This is a genomic window from Micromonospora sp. M51 (assembly GCF_018070305.1).
Taxonomy (GTDB): Bacteria; Actinomycetota; Actinomycetes; order Mycobacteriales; family Micromonosporaceae; genus Micromonospora; species Micromonospora parva.
On the sequence record NZ_JAGPXZ010000099.1, the window covers coordinates 1 to 12346 of the forward strand.

The following is a 12346-nucleotide window of genomic DNA, read 5'->3' on the forward strand; positions in this document are numbered from 1 at the left end:
CAGTACGCCGAGGCGAAGCTCGGCCCCCGGGTGGACAGCGCCGACCTGCCCCGCTTCTGTCTGCGGCTGGACGACTTCCAGGCCCGCTTCCTGGACAGCGGTCAGCCGGAGTTCTTCAACGCCACGGTGACGGTTGACGGCCCGGACGAGCCGACCCGCAGCGCCGACTTCTCGGTGAACTCGCCGCTGCGGTTGAACGACGCGAACGTCTACCTGCTCGGCCACGGGTACGCCCCGGTGATCCGCTACACCGACCGGTTCGGCAACAGCCAGATCAGTGACGAGCCGTTCCTGACCACCGGTGACATGGGCCTGACCAGCGAAGGGTTGGCCGCCTTCCCGGACGCCAACGTCGACCCGGCGACCGGCCAGCGGGCACCGGACCAGCAGATGGCGTTCACCGGCATCTACCTGCCCACGGCACCCGAGCAGGCGCCGTTCGTCCGCTCGCAGTACCCGACCGAGCGCAACCCGGCGCTGAACCTGGTCGCCTACCGGGGCAACCTCGGCCTGGACGCCGGCATCCCCGGCTCGGTCTACGAACTCGATCAGCGGCAGGTGCGGACCGGGAAGGTCAAGGAGGTCGGCACCAAACTGCTCCGCAAGGGCGAGAAGTGGACGCTGGACGACGGCACGACAGTCGAGTTCCTGGGCACCGAGCGGTACGTCACCCTCTCCATCCGGCACGACCCCGGTTCGACGATGCTGCTGGTCAGCTGCGGTGTCCTGCTGGTCGGGCTGATGGGTTCGCTGTTCGGCAAGCGCCGCCGGGTGTTCTTCCGGGTGGTGCCGGCCGACCCCGGGGAAGGATCTCCGACGAGCGGTAGTAGCTTGGTGGAGGTCGGCGGGTTGCCGCGTACCGACTATCCGGGGTTCGCCGACGAGTTCACCCAGCTCATCGCTGCGGTCAAGGGTGATGCTGACCCAGCGGCCGAACGGGCCGGCGTGCGAGAAGGAGCCGAGTGATGTCCGCACTCTCCGACAATCTGGTGACCTTCGCGATCCTGGCCTACCTGGTCGCGATGATCGGCCATGCCGTCGAGTACGCGCTGGGCAACGCCCGTACCCGGGTCGCCACGGCGGCTCCGGTGCGCGAGTTGGTCGGTGTCGGCGGTGGTGTCCTCCCGACGCCGCCCGCGCCGGTCCCGTCGTCGCCCCCGGCCGACCGTTCCGCCCGGCAGGCCCGGCTCGCGGGCCTGGTCGGGGTGGGTGCCACCGCTGTCGCCGCCGCGCTGCACCTGGCCGCGCTGGTCACCCGGGGGCTCGCCGCCGACCGGATGCCCTGGGGCAACATGTACGAGTTCGTGCTCACGGTGACGTTCATCGGGGTCGCCGCCTGGCTGGTGGTGCTCTGGAAGCGGCCGTCACTGCGCAAGCTCGGGCTCTTCCTCACCCTGGTGATGGTGCTGCTGGTCGCCACCGCCGAGCTGGTGCTGTACGTGCCGATCGTGCCGCTGGTGCCGGCGCTGAACTCGTACTGGTTCATCATCCACGTCTCGACGATCGTCTTCGCGTCCGGCATCTTCCTGTTCGGTGTGGTGCCGGCGGTCGGTTTCCTGATGCGCAGCGGGTACGAGCAGGGCAAGCGGAGCTTCCCGTACACCCTGGCCAAGCGGCTGCCCGGCGCGGCCGGCCTGGAGCGGCTGACCTTCACGCTGCACGCCTTCGCGTTTCCGATCTTCACCTTCGCGGTGATCGCCGGGGCCATCTGGGCCGAGGCGGCCTGGGGCCGGCCGTGGGGTTGGGACCCGAAGGAGACCTGGGCGTTCATCTCCTGGGTGGTGTACGCCGGCTACCTGCACGCCCGCGCCACGCCCAGCGTGAAGCGCAACGTGGCCACCTGGATCGCGGTGCTCGGCTTCCTCACCGTGCTGATGAACCTCTTCGGCGTGAACATCTTCTTCACCGGCCTGCACTCCTACGGCGGGCTTGACTGACAGCCGCAACGCGGTGCGGGCCGGTCACGGAACATCCGTGACCGGCCCGCGTCGTTCCACCGGCCCCGCTCGCGGTCGCCGGTCCCGGTTCCGGTCGCCGGTCCCGCCCACGGTCGCCGGTCCCGGTTCCGGTCAGCGGGGTCAGGTCGCGTTGCTCGGGTGGTCGGCCATCCGGGGCCTTGTCGGGACCGCGCGTCTACCGGGTGGGTAGCGAGGCCCGGATGGTCCGCTCGACCTGGATCGTCACCTGGTAGGACACCTCGGGTAGGTCGGCCAGCTCGATCCGCTCGCCGCGCAACGCCAGTTGGGCGTGCAGCTCCCGGGCGATGGCGTCGCGAAGCTCGACCTGGAGGGACGACAACCCGTCCGGGTCGCCGACGACGTACGCATCCGACATGGATCCACTCTGCTCCCGCGTCCCGCCGTTCGGCCAGGCACGGTGAGATGCCCCCGCCGGTCTTGACGGATGTCCAGCCCCCCGGTCGCCGTTGATCCACTCGACTTTCACGAAGTCGGGGCGTCCTGCTGCCGGGGATACCGCACTTTCCTGAAGCCCGAGTGGATCACGCGATGGTCGCCGTCGAGCCCCGGACTGCCGTCGAGCCCTGGACTGTCGTCGAGCCAGGCGGTCGTCACCCCGATATGAGTGTCACGGGATGACGCAGTGTTGAGGGATCGCTACCGTGCGCAGGTGGGTCCGGTTACCCAACGTTCGCGGCGGAAGGTGGGACGCAGTGACCTCAGTGGTGTCCACGGCGGCGCTGATCCGGGAGCAGCTTCGACGGTCCCGGCTCGCGGCTGGGCTGACTCAGGAGGAGTACGGCAAACGGGCGCACTACTCGCCGTCGATGGTGTCGGCGGTCGAGCTGGGGCAGGCGGCGCCCAACGAGGCGTACCTGACCCGGGCCGACGAGGTGCTCGACACCGGCGGCCTGCTGGTCTCGCTGCGCGAGCTGGGCCGGCGCGACGGCGAACCGGTCTGGTTCCGCCCCTGGCTGGAGGTCGAACGGGTCGCCACCCAGCTGCGCTGCTTCGAGGCGACGATGATTCCCGGGCTGTTGCAGACCGCCGACTACGCCCGGGCGGTGTTCCGGCTCGACCTGGGCCTCACCGCCGATCGCATCGAGGAGTTGGTGGCGGCCCGGTTGGAGCGGCAGACGATCCTCGACCGGGAGCACCCGCCGCAGCTCACCGCCGTGATTGACGAGGCGGCGCTCCAGCGTTTCGCGGAGGGCTGCGCCGGGGTGCTGGCCGGGCAGCTCCGACACCTGGTGGCGTGCGCCCGCCGTCCGCACATCAGGGTGCATGTGCTGCCGCAGGGGGTGGGGCTGCACGCGGGTCTCTTCGGGCCGTTCATCCTCGGCCGCACCGCCGACGGCAGCTGGCTCGGCTTCCTCGACAATCAGACCGGTGGCACTGCCGTGGACGACATCAACGAGGTGGCGACCCTACTCGGAAGGTGGGAGAGTCTGCGCAGTGACGCGCTGCCCCGGCAGCAGTCGATCGACCTGCTCGAGGAGATCGTGAAGCCATGGATCTGACCGGAGCCCGTTGGCACAAGTCCACCCGGAGCGGCAACAACAGTGGCGCATGTGTCGAGGTCGCCGACAACCTGCCCGGCCGGGTGCACGTCCGCGATTCCAAGGACCGCGACGGCGGCCTGCTGACCTTCACCCCGGCCGCGTGGCGGGCCTTCGTCGAGCTGGCCCGCACCCACTGACCATCCGCCGGATCCTCGTGACCGCCGTACCCGCCGACCGTCCGCCGGGTCATCACTGACCTGGCTACGCGATGCGGGCCGGTCACGGATCATCCGTGACCGGCCCGCGTCGTTCTGGTGCGGTGCTCAGCTCACCGTCACGGGGGCGACGTCGTTGTTCGGGTTGTCGTCCACCCGGGGGTAGCGCTGGAACGGCTCAACCTTGCCGGGGGCCCCGGAGAGGGTGTCGATCCGCAGGTCGAACCCGACCTTGTGAGTCGTGCCGGCCGGGAAGACCGACCCCGGTCCGTTGCAGTACCAGGTTGCCGGGACGGTCTCGGGCTCCTCCTCGTCGCCGTTCAGCCAGCAGTCGGACGGGGCGGCGAGCACGGTGACCCCGGCGGGCGGGACGAAGAGGAAGGCCCCGACGCCCTCGCCGGAGAGGCTGCCGTCCGGCACGCCCGGACCCTTGTTGCGCAGGCCCACGGTGACCCGCACGGTGTCACCGACGGCTCCGGTGACGGCCGCGCCCTTGGCGACGATGTCGAAGGCGCCGTGCACGCCCCGCAGGTAGGTCTGGCCTTCGGCCCGGGTCGCCTCGGCCGGCAGCACGTCGAGCGGTGCGCCCACCGCCCGTAGCCGTAGCGCCTGGTCGGCGTCGCGGCTCCGGAGCTTCACTCCACTGGGGAGCGGGCCGGCGCTGGCCAGCGGTTGCACGGCCTGGGTGATCCGCTTGCTGCCGAGGGTCGCCGGGCCGACAGTGGTGGCGAACCCGTCCCGCAGCTCGTGCCGCTGGCCGGGCGCGAACGTGCCCCGCACGGTGCAGACGACCACGGTGGCGAGCACCTGGTCGGTGCCGTACCGGCAGTTGCGGTAGCTGGCCGGCACCAGGCCCACCGGGAAGCGCATGGTGAGCCGCAGGTCCACGGCCGGCTGGTCGCCGGCGTTGACCACGGCCACCGGGACGGGAAGGGTGTCGCCCACCTGCACGCCGGTCACGGTCTCGTCGACCAGGTCGAGCAGGTTGGGCCCGGATCGCACGGTGACGGTCGCCTGCTGGGTGTACGCCTCGGTCTGCTCGCCGAGCGGCGTGTAGTCGAGGGTGCCGCTCGCGCCGTCGAGGGCGCCGGGCGCGGGCCGGAACACCACCGGCACGGTGCCGGTGAGCGTGCCGAACTCGTCGACGGCCGTCGGCGGCATCGGGCAGGTCACCGAGGTGCCCTCGGTGACGCAGAAGTCGGGGAAGGCGGCGGTGGCCACGCCCGCCAGGCCGGTCAGGTCGATGGTCACCCGAGGCTGGCTGGCCCCGGTGCTGGTCAGGGTCAGCGGCATCGTGCGGCCGGGAGCGTCGGGGCCGCCGACGGTGACGTCATCAAGCCATCCGCTGACCCAGCCGGGGTCGTCCTCGGCCGCAGCCGGGCCAGCCGCCACACCGACTGCTGCGGTGCCGACGAGCAGCGCTGTCACGCCACGCAGAAGCCGACCACGGGCAACGCGCACAGATCTCATTGATCTCCTTGCTGAAGGGTGAGCCGATCGGAAGACGTCAGGTCTGCAACACCCCGGACCCGACCGGCATCCATGATCTTAGGGATCGCCTCTGACAGTTTCTGATCGGCCGAGCGGGTCGTGATCTCCGTCGAAACAGGACACGGTCTGGTGCCCGCGGCACCCGGTCAGCAACACCGCAACGGCCCCTCCACCTGGGCGGAGGCCTCCGGTCAGTTCGCCCGCCCGCCGTTGGCGGGCAGCCCCGCACGGCAGCGGGCGATCAGCCGCCGAACCAGCCGGGCACGTCGAGCCGGAACCAGTTGGCCGAGGCCATCGTGGTGAGGTCGTCCTCCATCGCGGTGACCCGTTGAGGGCCGAGGGTGTCGGCCCACTGTGCCCGCAGCCGGTCGAAGATCTCGGCCGAGCGGCGTAGCCCGTCGGCGCCGCGCGGCGTGACCCGCACCAGCCGGCGTCGGGCGTCGGCGGGGTCGTCGGCCCGCTCCAGGTACCCCACGGCGACCAGCCGGTCGACGGTCTTGCCCGCCGCCTGTTTGGAGATGCCCAGCCGTTGGCCCAACTCGGTGGCGGTGGTGCCGTCCGCACCGACGGCCTGGAGCACGAACCCGTGCAGCGGTCGTAGCTCCGGATGCCCCTCCCGGGCCAGTTCGGCGTGCAGGTCGTCGATCAGCGTCCGGAAGCCGGCCAGCAGCAACAGCGGTAGCGCGAAGCCGGGCCGCGCGGGATCAGGGGTTGCCATGTTCGACAACCACGTTTACTATTTCGTCAACCACGTTGACTATCGTACCGTCCCCGAACCAAGCCCTGGAAAGCAGGTAACCATGTCCGTCTTCACCGCCCACACCGCTGAGACCGCCCCCGCCGCCGCCCGCCGGTCCATCGAGGGAGTAAGCGGCCGGTTCGGCTGGCTGCCCACCCCGGTGGCACTGATGGCCGATTCGCCACAGTTGCTCACCGGCTTCCTCGCCGCCAGCGCGGGCTTTGAGCAGACCGACCTCGCCCCGCTGGACCGGGAGGTGGTCATCCTGACGGTTTCCACCAGTCACGAATGCCACTTCTGCGTCGCCCTGCACACCGGCAAGCTCACCCAGCTCGGCGCGACTCCCGAGCTGATCGCCGCGCTGCGGGCCGGCTCGGTGCTGCCCGAGCCGCGACTGGAGGCGCTGCGCCGGTTCACGCTGGCCGTGCTCGACCACCGGGGCGCGGTGCCCGACCACGAGCTGGACGACTTCCTGACCGCCGGATACCAGCCCCGGCACGCACTGGACGTGGTGCTCGGCGTCGGCGCGTACACCATGTCCACCTTCGCCAACCGACTCACCCGGGCACCGCTCGACCCGCCGCTGGCCGCCCACGCCTGGGCGCCGGCAGCCCGCACATGCGCCGGGTCTTGATCCACTCGGCTTTCAGAAAGTCGGCCTATCTCCAGGCGCAGGACGCCCCGACTTCCTGCAAGCCGAGTGGATCTAGGCACGCCGCGTCGTCCCCACCGGGCTCGCCGTGGCGGCCATCGCGCGCGTCACAGCACCCGGCTTGGGCCGGGCGGGAGCCGGTGCGGGAGACTGGGCGACATGGCGGCTCGTGGCTTCCCGTACACCGATCTCAAGGACTTCATCGCGGCGCTGGAGCGCGCGGGGGAGTTGCGCCGGATCGACGTCCCGGTTGATCCGACCCTGGAGATCAGCGAGGTGGTCACCCGCACGGTGCGGGCCGGCGGCCCGGCGCTGCTCTTCGAGCGTCCGACCCGGGGCGAGATGCCGGTGGCGATCAACCTCTTCGGCACCGAGAAGCGGATGGCGATGGCGCTCGGCGTCGACACACTGGACGAGATCGGTGCCCGGATCGGCGCGATGATCAAGCCGGAGTTGCCGGTTGGCTGGTCCGGCATCCGCGAGGGCCTCGGCAAGGTCATGCAGCTCAAGTCGTTGCCGCCGCGCAAGGTGAAGACCGCGCCCTGCCAGGAGGTCGTCTACCGGGGCGACGATGTCGACCTCAACCGACTGCCGGGGTTGCAGGTCTGGCCGGACGACGGCGGGATCTTCCACAACTACGGGCTGACCCACACCAAGCACCCGGAGACCGGCAAGCGCAACCTGGGCCTCTACCGGCTCCAGCAGCACGGCCGCAACACCCTGGGCATGCACTGGCAGATCCACAAGGACTCGACGGCACACCACGCGGTCGCCGAGCGGCTCGGGCAGCGCCTGCCGGTCGCGGTCGCGATCGGCTGCGACCCGGTCGTCTCGTACGCGGCCAGCGCGCCTCTGCCCAGTGACATCGACGAGTACCTGTTCGCCGGTTTCCTGCGCGGCGAGCGGGTGGAGATGGTCGACTGCCTCACCGTGCCGTTGCAGGTGCCGGCGCACGCGCAGATCGTGCTGGAGGGCTACCTGGAGCCCGGTGAGCGGCTGCCCGAGGGGCCGTTCGGCGACCACACCGGCTTCTACACGCCGGTCGAGCCGTTCCCCGTGCTGCACATCGAGGCGATGACCATGCAGCGGAAGCCGGTCTACCACTCGATCGTCACCTCGAAGCCGCCGCAGGAGGACCACGGCCTCGGCAAGGCCACCGAGCGGATCTTCCAGCCGCTGCTCAAGCTGATGATCCCGGACATCGTCGACTACGACCTGCCGGCCGCCGGCGTCTTCCACAACTGCGCGATCGTCTCCATCCGCAAGCGCTACCCGAAGCACGCGCAGAAGGTGATGAACGCGATCTGGGGCGCGCACCTGATGTCGTTGACCAAGCTGATCGTGATCGTCGACGAGGACTGCGACGTGCACGACTACAACGAGGTCGCCTTCCGGGCCTTCGGCAACGTCGACTACGCCCGCGACCTGCTGCTCACCGAGGGTCCGGTGGACCACCTCGACCACTCGTCGTACCAGCAGTTCTGGGGCGGCAAGGCTGGCGTCGACGCGACCCGCAAGCTGCCCACCGAGGGCTACACCCGTGGTTGGCCCGAGGAGATGAGCATGGCGCCCGAGGTCACGGCCCTGGTCGACAAGCGCTGGAAGGAGTACGGGATCTGATGGCCGTCCTCGACGCACCGGCGGCGAAGCCGGGCCGGACCAAGTCCTTCCTGAAGCTCGTCGCCGTCGAGCACTCCGTGTTCGCGCTGCCGTTCGCGTTCCTCTCCGCGCTGACCGCCATGCAGATCAACGGCGGGCGGGTACGGTGGCTCGACCTGCTGCTGATCACCGTGGCGATGGTCGGGGCGCGGACGTTCGCGATGGCCGCCAACCGGATCCTCGACCGCAAGATCGACGCGCGGAACCCGCGTACCGCCGGACGGGAACTGGTCACCGGAGCGGTGAGCGTGCGGACGGCCTGGACCGGCGCGGCCGTCGCACTGGTGGTCTTCCTCGTCGCTGCCGCCCTGCTCAACCCGCTCTGCCTGGTGCTCGCGCCGCTCGCCGTGGTGCCGCTGGTCGTCTACCCGTACGCCAAGCGGTTCACCAACTGGCCGCACGCCATCCTCGGGATCGCCCAGGCGGTCGGCCCGGTCGGCGCCTGGCTGGCGGTCACCGGCACCCTGGACGGCTCCGGGCCGGCCTGGCTGCTCGGCGCGGCCGTGGGCCTGTGGATCGGCGGCTTCGACCTGATCTACGCCTGCCAGGACTCGGAGATCGACCGGGAGATCGGCGTGCACAGCGTGCCCGCCCGCTACGGTCGGCGTTTCGCGCTGCACGCCTCCACGGTCGCGCACGTGGTGACGTTCGCGCTGTTCATCTGGTTCGGCGCGTTGATCGGCCTCGGCTGGCTCTGGTGGATCGGGCTGGCGTTGACCGCTGTGGCGTTCGGTTACCAGCACCTGGTGGTCACCCCGACCGACCTCAGCAAGGTCAACCGGGCGTTCTTCACCGCCAACGGGTTCGTCGGCATCGCGCTGTTCCTCTTCGCCCTGCTCGACCTGGTGATCCGGCTCGGCTTGCGGCCCTGAGGTCGGGTGATCCGGCCCGGCCGATGGGTTGGGTGATCCGGCCCGGCCTACGGCTCCGGGGCTGGTGGTGCGGCGCTGACGGGGTAGCGGGCGCTCTCGAAGGTCCAGTCGATGGTCCCGCGCACGGCGTACGCGACCCCGTCGAGATGGTCGGCGACCGCCCTGTCCAACGCCGGACCGAACGACGGCACCGCGGCGCGCAGCGCGACGAAACGCCGCATCGCCTCCCGCCAGTGCTCGGCCGCGCGTTCGACCGCCTCCGCCTCCGGCAGGTCGAGCTCGGCCTGCAGGGCGAGGACCAGGTTGTGCCCGCCGGCGGTCGTCCGGTCCCGGTCCAGCGAGGCCAGGTCGTGGGACCAGGAGAGCAGGGCGTTGCCGGTGCGGGCGATCTGACGCAGCAGCGGGTGGTGGTAGACCGGGTCGGGCAACGGTCGGCCGCTGACGAACTCCACGAGCGGGTACGACACCTCCGCCGCCGACGTCGCCCGACGCAGCTCGACGTACTCGTCGACGCTCGGGCGGCGGCCGGTCTCCTTGTTGACCGCCTCCTGCCAGGTGCCGTCGAGGTGTCGGGCCACCGCGTCGGCGAAGCGCAGCCGCCACCGGGCCGGCATCCGGCGGCGCGGCTCCCGCCACGCCAGCACCAGCAGTCGCCGCAGCGGCCCGCTCAGCCCGGTCTGCCGCAGCCGGGCGCCGTCGTGCAGCAGTGCCAGGGTGCCGTTGCGCAACGCCCGGATCTGCCCCGGAGTCAACCGGTTCGGCCCGTCGCAGGCGTCGTCGACCAGGAAGAACCAGGTGAACAGCGCGGTCAGCACCCGCAGGTCGGCTTCGGTCGCCCCGGGGTAGAGCCGCCCGGCGTACCGGGCGAAGGCCCCCCGGGACAGCCGGCGCAGCGCGGCGTCGTCCAGTGGCAGGCCAAGCTCGGGCAGCAGATCGAGCAGCCAGCCCTGCACCCGGTCGGCGTGTGCGGGCAGCTGGGACGGGATCGGACATTCGGCACGCAGCGCCCGGAGGATCTCGCCGGTCGTCACCGATGCCTCCTCTGCGAGATGGTTCCGGTGCGAATCGCCAGCCGCAGCATGTCAGGTCGGCGGGAGGCACAGGTGCCCCGCCCGACATGTCGGACCGTACCGACCCCGGGGGTGCCCACCGGCGGACCAGCCGGACCAGGCAGGCTGGGGGTATGCGGGAACCATGGGTGGTCGGGGTCTCCGGTGCCTCCGGTACGCCGTACGCGGCGGCCGTCATCGGCGGGCTGCTCGACGCGGGCGAGCCGGTGGACCTGATCGTGTCCCGGGCGGCACGACTCACAGTGCTCGACGAGACCGGCCGGCCCTTCCGTGACGGGCACTGGGCCGAGGACCTCGCCGCCTGGCTCGGCCGGGACCTGACCTCTGCGGATGTCCGGCACTGGCCGGCCGGTGACCTGGCCGCCGGGCCGAGCAGCGGCTCCTACCGGGTACGCGGGATGGCTGTCGTCCCGGCCAGCACGGCGGCCTGCGCGGGCGTCGCGATCGGGCTCTCCAAGGACCTGTTGCAGCGCGCCGCCGAGGTCAACCTCAAGGAACGCCGACCCGTGGTGCTGGTGCCCCGGGAGACACCAGTGACCCGCAGTCACCTGGAACACCTCATCGCGCTGCACGACGCGGGCGCTGTGGTGCTGCCGGCCAGCCCCGGCTTCTACGGTGCCGGCGCGGCGGCCAGCGCGCAGCAACTGGTCGACTTCGTGGCCGGCAAGGTGCTGGACGCCCTCGGCGTCCCACACACCCTGTTCCGGCGGTGGTCCGGCCAGCTCGGCGCAGCGCGAAGCTGAGCCGCCGCTCGTGCCGAACAGTGCTGCTCAGGACGAGCAGCGTTGCCGCACGACGGTCGGCCGAAGTGGGACGCGGACCGGACTGGTGTCCGGTCCGCGTGGCGTTGTCCGCACCAGTTCAGTACATGCCGGCGTTGGCCGGACCCGGCCCCGTGGAAGCGGCCGGCCCCACATTGCGTGGCTTTCCGACCTCATCCACCTCGTCCAGCATGCCCTCCCCCTCAAGCAGGGCCCGCACCTCGGATTCCCGAAACCGGCGATGCCCGCCTGGAGTCCGGATGCTTCCTATCCGGCCGGCCGCCGCCCATCTCGTCACAGTTTTCGGGTCTACCCGAAACAGCGCGGCGACCTCACCCGGTGTCAGCAGGCGATCTCCAGTGTCCACAGCCCCCTCCTCGCGTCGACGAAGCCCCCGGCTGAACACACTGCCCCCGGCTGGTGCGTAGCCCAGAGCCGTCATGAGGGACGTATGGCAATTACAGCACCAGGGACATGGCCTGTCCGCCCAAACGCGAAAAATGCACTGAGTGGGGAGTTAGTAATGTTACTGGTGCTACCTCTGCCCTGACCGCCGGTTTTTGAACAGTGACTCACCGCTCAGTCCAACGGGTGCCGAAGGCCGCACGTTACGTGGCAACGGTTAGGGTCACTCTCTGTGGATGCCATCGACCTGAGCCTCGTCGACCTGCTGCGCGGCAACGCGCGCCTCTCGTACGCCGAGCTGGCCCGGCAGGTGGGCCTCTCCGCCCCGGCCGTGCACGAACGGGTCGGCAAGCTGGAGAGCAGCGGTGTGGTTCGGGGCTACCGCGCGGACGTGGCCCCGGAGTCGATCGGGCTGGGTGTCACCGCGCTGATCGGCATCGTCGAGGACTCCGGTGCCGACACCGACGACATGCTCGAGTCGCTGCGGGTGCTGCCCGAGATCGAGTCCTGCTACTTCATGGCCGGCGTGGAGTCGTTCCTGCTCAAGGCGCGGGTCGGCACGATCGCCGAACTGGAGCAGTTGATCGTGCGGTTGAACCGGACACCGGGGGTCGCCTCCACCCGTACCGCCATCGCGCTCTCCACCAAGTGGGAGAACCGCCCGCAGCCGGTCGGCCCGACCGCGACCTGACCATCCCGTACCCCTGGTGTCGCCCGGTCGGCCGGCGGTAGCGTGCGCCGATGACCCCTCCGGCGCGTCCCGTGGCCGTGGTGACCGGCGCCGCCGGGGGCCTGGGCCGCGCCATCGCCCCCGCGCTGCCCGCCGACGGCGGGTCGGTGCTGCTCACCGACCTCGACCCGGCGGCGGGGCGGGCCGCCGCGGCACCGCTCGGCGGCTGGTCGGCAGCCCGGGACGTCCGGGACGAGGACGCCTGCCGCGCCATCGCCGCGACCGCGGCGAGCCGGGGTGACCTCGCACTCTGGGTGAACAACGCCGGAATCCTGGTCACCGGGGCGTCGTG

Annotated in this window: 15 protein-coding genes; 10 read left to right on the top strand and 5 right to left on the bottom strand. The window is 71.0% G+C overall.

Annotation, left to right across the window (positions count from 1 at the left end):
* The coding region (locus tag KBX53_RS08180; protein ID WP_210858400.1) for a cytochrome c biogenesis protein ResB at positions 1-966 on the top strand (966 nt) is incomplete at its 5' end.
* Positions 966-1937, top strand: a complete 972-nt coding sequence (gene ccsB, locus KBX53_RS08185) for a c-type cytochrome biogenesis protein CcsB (RefSeq protein WP_210858402.1) — start codon at positions 966-968, stop codon at positions 1935-1937. The genes KBX53_RS08180 and ccsB, both read left to right, overlap by 1 nt.
* A gap of 196 nt (positions 1938-2133) precedes the next feature.
* Here ccsB and KBX53_RS08190 read toward each other — a convergent pair whose 3' ends face one another.
* Complete coding sequence (locus KBX53_RS08190) at positions 2134-2334, bottom strand: hypothetical protein (RefSeq protein ID WP_030334021.1); 201 nt, start codon at positions 2332-2334, stop codon at positions 2134-2136.
* Between the two features lie 337 nt (positions 2335-2671).
* Here KBX53_RS08190 and KBX53_RS08195 point away from each other — a divergent pair, with 337 nt between their 5' ends.
* On the top strand, positions 2672-3478 hold the full coding sequence (locus KBX53_RS08195; RefSeq protein ID WP_210858403.1) for a helix-turn-helix transcriptional regulator: 807 nt from the start codon (positions 2672-2674) through the stop codon (positions 3476-3478).
* Entirely contained in the window at positions 3475-3657 is a 183-nt protein-coding gene (locus KBX53_RS08200; RefSeq protein ID WP_210858412.1) for a DUF397 domain-containing protein, read from the top strand. The genes KBX53_RS08195 and KBX53_RS08200 overlap by 4 nt, the downstream gene beginning before the upstream one ends.
* 126 nt (positions 3658-3783) lie before the next feature.
* Here the strand turns inward: KBX53_RS08200 and KBX53_RS08205 are convergent, their stop codons facing one another.
* Together KBX53_RS08205 and KBX53_RS08210 are read right to left on the bottom strand one after the other, a co-directional pair.
* A complete protein-coding gene (locus tag KBX53_RS08205; RefSeq protein ID WP_210858404.1) occupies positions 3784-5145 on the bottom strand; it encodes a hypothetical protein in 1362 nt (453 codons plus the stop codon).
* A gap of 262 nt (positions 5146-5407) precedes the next feature.
* Positions 5408-5884: a MarR family winged helix-turn-helix transcriptional regulator gene (locus KBX53_RS08210; protein ID WP_210858405.1), complete on the bottom strand. Its 477-nt coding sequence runs from the start codon at positions 5882-5884 to the stop codon at positions 5408-5410.
* Positions 5885-5966: 82 nt separating this feature from the next.
* Here KBX53_RS08210 and KBX53_RS08215 point away from each other — a divergent pair, with 82 nt between their 5' ends.
* The 3 genes from KBX53_RS08215 (at position 5967) to mqnP (ending at position 9088) form a co-directional block, all read left to right on the top strand.
* Positions 5967-6539, top strand: a complete 573-nt coding sequence (locus KBX53_RS08215) for a carboxymuconolactone decarboxylase family protein (protein ID WP_030334031.1) — start codon at positions 5967-5969, stop codon at positions 6537-6539.
* 177 nt (positions 6540-6716) lie between these two features.
* Positions 6717-8177, top strand: coding sequence for a menaquinone biosynthesis decarboxylase (locus KBX53_RS08220; protein ID WP_030334033.1), 1461 nt, complete (start codon positions 6717-6719; stop codon positions 8175-8177).
* Positions 8177-9088 (top strand): menaquinone biosynthesis prenyltransferase MqnP, encoded by a 912-nt coding sequence (mqnP, locus tag KBX53_RS08225; RefSeq protein ID WP_030334038.1) that lies wholly within the window; start codon positions 8177-8179, stop codon positions 9086-9088. Before KBX53_RS08220 ends, mqnP begins: the two co-directional genes overlap by 1 nt.
* Before the next feature lie 47 nt (positions 9089-9135).
* Here the strand turns inward: mqnP and KBX53_RS08230 are convergent, their stop codons facing one another.
* Positions 9136-10119 (bottom strand): terpene synthase, encoded by a 984-nt coding sequence (locus tag KBX53_RS08230; protein ID WP_210858406.1) that lies wholly within the window; start codon positions 10117-10119, stop codon positions 9136-9138.
* A 152-nt stretch (positions 10120-10271) separates the two neighbouring features.
* Here KBX53_RS08230 and KBX53_RS08235 point away from each other — a divergent pair, with 152 nt between their 5' ends.
* The gene (locus KBX53_RS08235) at positions 10272-10901 is read left to right on the top strand and encodes a UbiX family flavin prenyltransferase (RefSeq protein WP_030334042.1); all 630 of its coding nucleotides are present in this window, start codon (positions 10272-10274) and stop codon (positions 10899-10901) included.
* 118 nt (positions 10902-11019) lie between these two features.
* On the opposite strand, the gene KBX53_RS08240 is transcribed toward KBX53_RS08235, so the two are convergent.
* Positions 11020-11286: a BldC family transcriptional regulator gene (locus KBX53_RS08240; RefSeq protein WP_007454516.1), complete on the bottom strand. Its 267-nt coding sequence runs from the start codon at positions 11284-11286 to the stop codon at positions 11020-11022.
* 270 nt (positions 11287-11556) lie between these two features.
* On the opposite strand from KBX53_RS08240, the gene KBX53_RS08245 reads away from it, so the two are divergent.
* Both KBX53_RS08245 and KBX53_RS08250 read left to right on the top strand, forming a co-directional pair.
* Positions 11557-12015 carry an Lrp/AsnC family transcriptional regulator gene (locus KBX53_RS08245; RefSeq protein WP_030334044.1) on the top strand — a complete coding sequence of 153 codons (459 nt, stop codon included), beginning with the start codon at positions 11557-11559 and terminating at the stop codon, positions 12013-12015.
* Between the two features lie 50 nt (positions 12016-12065).
* A partial coding sequence (locus tag KBX53_RS08250; RefSeq protein ID WP_210858411.1) for an SDR family NAD(P)-dependent oxidoreductase occupies positions 12066-12346 on the top strand: 281 nt, incomplete at its 3' end.

Bases quoted from the DNA above. Each gene is read 5' to 3' on its own strand.
- ccsB (WP_210858402.1), top strand. From the start codon at position 966: ATGTCCGCACTCTCCGACAATCTGGTGACCTTCGCGATCCTGGCCTAC.
- KBX53_RS08190 (WP_030334021.1), bottom strand. From the start codon at position 2,334: ATGTCGGATGCGTACGTCGTCGGCGACCCGGACGGGTTGTCGTCCCTC.
- KBX53_RS08205 (WP_210858404.1), bottom strand. From the start codon at position 5,145: ATGAGATCTGTGCGCGTTGCCCGTGGTCGGCTTCTGCGTGGCGTGACA.
- KBX53_RS08210 (WP_210858405.1), bottom strand. From the start codon at position 5,884: ATGGCAACCCCTGATCCCGCGCGGCCCGGCTTCGCGCTACCGCTGTTG.
- KBX53_RS08215 (WP_030334031.1), top strand. From the start codon at position 5,967: ATGTCCGTCTTCACCGCCCACACCGCTGAGACCGCCCCCGCCGCCGCC.
- KBX53_RS08220 (WP_030334033.1), top strand. From the start codon at position 6,717: ATGGCGGCTCGTGGCTTCCCGTACACCGATCTCAAGGACTTCATCGCG.
- mqnP (WP_030334038.1), top strand. From the start codon at position 8,177: ATGGCCGTCCTCGACGCACCGGCGGCGAAGCCGGGCCGGACCAAGTCC.
- KBX53_RS08235 (WP_030334042.1), top strand. From the start codon at position 10,272: ATGCGGGAACCATGGGTGGTCGGGGTCTCCGGTGCCTCCGGTACGCCG.